We start from the raw sequence: 4,163 nt of genomic DNA on the forward strand, positions 1-4,163 counted from the left end.
TGCCGTCGTGCGTCCGGAGCGGATGCCGTTGTCCTTCGCCCAGCGCCGCCTGTGGTTCCTCCACCGTATGGAAGGCCCCAGCCCCACCTACAACGTGCCCGTCGTCTGGCGCTTGTCCGGCGCCCTGGACACCGATGCCCTGCACGCCGCACTGAACGACGTCGTCGCCCGCCACGAAGCCCTGCGCACCCTCTTCCCCGATGTGGACGGCCGGCCCTACCAGGACATCCGTCCGGCCGCCGAAACCCACCTCCAGGTGAACGTCGAGACACTCGACGAGGCCCGTCTGGCAGCGGCCGTGGACCGAGCCGTGCGCCACCCCTTCGACCTCGCCACCGAACTGCCCCTGCGGGCCTCCCTGTTCACCGTAGGTGACGCCGGGGACGAGCATGTGCTGGTCCTGGTCATCCACCACATCGCCGGAGACGGCTGGTCGATGGGACCCCTCGCCCGCGACCTGGGCACCGCCTACACCGCCCGCCGCACCGGCACCATCCCCACCTGGGCCCCCCTGCCACTCCAGTACGCCGACTACACCCTGTGGCAACACGCGCTCCTCGGCGACGACACCAACCCCGACAGCCTCCTCACCGCCCAAGCCGGTTACTGGAAGAGCACCCTGGCCGGCCTCCCCGACCGCATCGACCTCCCCACCCCTTGGCGGCGGATCTGCACGCGGACCTCGTCCGGGTGGCGAAGGGCCACCGCAGCACCGTGTTCATGGTGTTGCAGTCCGCCCTCGCCGTACTGCTGCACCGCCTGGGCGCCGGAACGGACATCCCGATCGGGACGCCGACGGCCGGCCGGGCCCAGCAGGAGCTGGACACCCTCATCGGCAACTTCGTCAACACGCTGGTGCTGCGCACCGACCTGTCCGGCGACCCCACCTTCGCCGAACTCCTCGACCGCGTCCGCGAGACCGACCTCAACGCCTACGCCCACCAGGACCTCCCCCTGCAGAACCACGAGGCGCAGCAGCTCGACCTGCCCGGTCTGAGCGTCGAGACCTCTTCCTGGAACACGCAGGCCTCGCGCCGGGATCTGACCCTGACCCTGCGGGAGCGGTTCGGCCCGGACGGTGAGCCGCAGGGGATCGACGGAGCCATCCAGTTCGACGCGACCCGGTTCTCCCGGGAGCGCGTCGAGGCCATGGGCCGCTGGTTCCGCCAGGCGCTGGCGAGCCTTCTCGACGACGCCGAGCAGCGCGTGGGGTCGGTGGATCTGCTGTCGGCCGCGGAGCAGGAAGAGATGCTCCGGACGTGGAACGACACCGCTGTCCCCACCCCGCCCGGCACGCTTCCGGAGCTGTTCCAGGCCCAGGCCCACGCCACCCCGGACGCCACCGCCCTGATCGCCGACGGCAGCCACCTCACGTACGACGACCTCAACCGCCGCGCCAACCGCCTGGCCCGGCTGCTGATCGAACGCGGCGTGGGTCCCGAGCACATCGTCGCCCTCGCCCTGCCCCGTTCGCCCGAGATGATCGCCGCGCTCCTCGCCGTCCTCAAGGCAGGCGCCGCGTATCTGCCGGTGGACACCGAGTACCCGGTCGACCGTATCCGCTTCATGGTCCAGGACGCCCGGCCCACCCTCGTCCTGACGCACACCGGCACAGTCGGCCTCTGGACCGACGACACCCCCACCGTCTTCCTCGACGACCCCGCCCTCCAGGCACAGGTGGCCGGACGGGAGGCCGCCGACCCGACCGACGCCGACCGCAGGTCGCCGCTGGACCCGGCCCACCCGGCGTACGTCATCTACACCTCGGGTTCCACCGGCACCCCCAAGGGCGTCGCCGTGCCGCACCTGGCGGTGGTCGACTATCTGCGCGACACCAGCCGCCGCTACACAGGGGCGCAGGGCGTGGCGCTGCTGCACACATCCCTCTCCTTCGACCTTTCGATCACCGCGCTCTTCACCCCGCTCGTCTCGGGTGGCGGCGTGCTCCTCGCGGAGCTGCGGGACGACCCCCAGGACAACGAGGAGATACGTTCCCTCGGCTGCGACTTCCTCAAGGCCACGCCCAGCCACCTGGCGCTGCTCGAGGATCTCCCGGAGGAGGCGTCCCCGCGCAAGGAGTTGCTGCTCGGCGGTGAGGCGCTGCTCGGGGAGACACTGCGGAAGTGGCGTGCCGGGCACCCGGACGTGACGGTCCTGAACGTGTACGGCCCGACCGAGGCCTCGGTGAACTGCACCGAGTTCAGGATCGACCCGGGCGACGAACTGCCGGACGGGCCGGTTCCCATCGGGCGCCCGATGGCCAACACCCAGGTGTACGTGCTGGACGCGGGGCTGCGTCCGGTGCCACCCGGCGTGCCCGGCGAGCTGTATGTGGCGGGCGCATGCCTGGCGCGGGGCTATCTGAACCGGCCGGGACTGACCGGCCTGCGGTTCGTCGCCGACCCGTACGGGCCTGCCGGTTCCCGGATGTACCGCACCGGTGACCTGGCACGCTGGAACAGCGACGGCACCCTCGTCTTCATGGGCCGCGCCGACGACCAGGTCAAGCTGCGCGGCTTCCGCATCGAACTCGGCGAGATCGAGGCCGCGTTGACCGGCTGCGCCCAGGTGTCGCGGGCGACCGCGATGGTGCGCGAGGACCAGGAGGGGGACCGGCGCCTGGTCGGCTACGTCGTCCCGGAGGCCGGCGGGAGCGTCGACCCCGCCGAGGTGCGGGACGTCCTGGCGCAGCGGCTGCCCGAGTACATGGTGCCGTCCGCGGTCGTCGTCCTCGACGGTCTGCCGCTGACCTCCCACGGGAAGCTGGACCGCAAGGCGCTGCCCGCCCCCGACTACACCGCTGACACCGGCAACGGCCCCGGCGGCCGGCCGGAGAAGCCGCCGCGCGACCCGCGCGAGGAGATCCTCACCGGCCTGTTCGCCGAGGTCCTCGGCGTCGATCCCGACCGCGTGGGCCCCGACGACGACTTCTTCGCCCTCGGCGGGCACTCCTTGCTGGCCGCCCGCGTCATCGGCCGCATCCGCGGCGCCATGGGCGCGCAACTCGGCATCAAGGCGTTCTTCGAATCCCCCACGGTGGCGGGCCTGGCCCGACAGCTCGGCGGCAGCACCGCGGTGCGCCCGCCGATCGTGCCCGTGGTGCGTCCGGAGCGGATGCCGCTGTCCTTCGCACAGCGCCGCCTGTGGTTCCTGTACCGGCTCGAGGGTCCCGGTTCGACGTACAACGGCGCCGCGGTCCTCCGTATCTCCGGTGCGCTGGACGCGCAGGCGCTGCGGGCGGCGCTGGGCGACGTGATGGCGCGGCACGAAGCTTTGCGCACGGTCTTCCCGGAAGTGGACGGCCGGCCGTACCAGCACATCCTCCCGGCCGCCGAAGCCCGGCCCGAGGTGAGCGTCGAGACGCTCGACGAGGCGGAGCTGGCCGCCGCGGTGGACCGCGCCGTGCGTCACCCCTTCGACCTCGCCACCGAACTCCCCCTGCGGGCATCGCTGTTCACCACCGACGAGCACCGGCACATGCTGGTCCTGGTGATCCACCACATCGCCGGGGACGGCTGGTCGATGGGGCCGCTGTCCCGCGATCTGAGTGCGGCCTACGCCGCGCGGCGCGCAGGCAGGGCCCCGACGTGGACGCCGTTGCCGGTCCAGTACGCCGACTACACCCTGTGGCAGCGCGAGCTGCTGGGCGCGGAGGACGACCCGGAGAGCCTCCTCGCCGCCCAGGTCGGTTACTGGCGGGAGGCCCTGGCGGGGATCCCGGAGCGTCTGGAACTGCCGACGGACCGTCCGTATCCGGAGCGGGCCGGGTACGAGGGTGGTGCCGTCCCGGTGAGGGTGGATGCCGCGTTGCACCGGGCGCTGATCGACCTTGCCCGTTCGCGGCAGACGACGGTGTTCATGGTGTTGCAGGCCGCTGTGGGTGTGCTGCTGCACCGCCTCGGCGCCGGGACGGACATCCCCATCGGCTCCCTCGCACACCACCCCCTCTTCCAGGTCATGCTCGCCTTCAACAGCAACCCGCGCGGCGAGCTGTCCTTCGCCGGGGCGAAGGCGACCCCGCAGGAGACCCGTATCGGGGCCGCGCGGATGGACCTGACGGTGCACCTGGCGGAGCGGCGGGGTGATGACGGTTCCCCGGACGGGATCGTCGGTTCCCTCACCTACCGCACGGACCTGTTCGAGCAGGACACGGTGACCGCTCT

General features: G+C 71.9%; 1 protein-coding gene and 1 pseudogene. Both read left to right on the forward strand.

What is annotated here, in order from left to right; all coding sequences use genetic code 11:
• Nucleotides 1-67: 67 nt before the first annotated feature.
• A pseudogene (locus IO24_RS47065) lies at nucleotides 68-2,997 on the forward strand (non-ribosomal peptide synthetase); the annotation flags it as partial.
• 117 nt (nucleotides 2,998-3,114) lie between these two features.
• On the forward strand, nucleotides 3,115-4,163 hold a 1,049-nt coding region (locus IO24_RS47070), incomplete at its 3' end, for a condensation domain-containing protein (RefSeq protein WP_244310240.1).

Origin of the sequence: Streptomyces flavovariabilis, from assembly GCF_000725785.1 — a bacterium.
GTDB lineage: Bacteria > Actinomycetota > Actinomycetes > Streptomycetales > Streptomycetaceae > Streptomyces > Streptomyces hawaiiensis.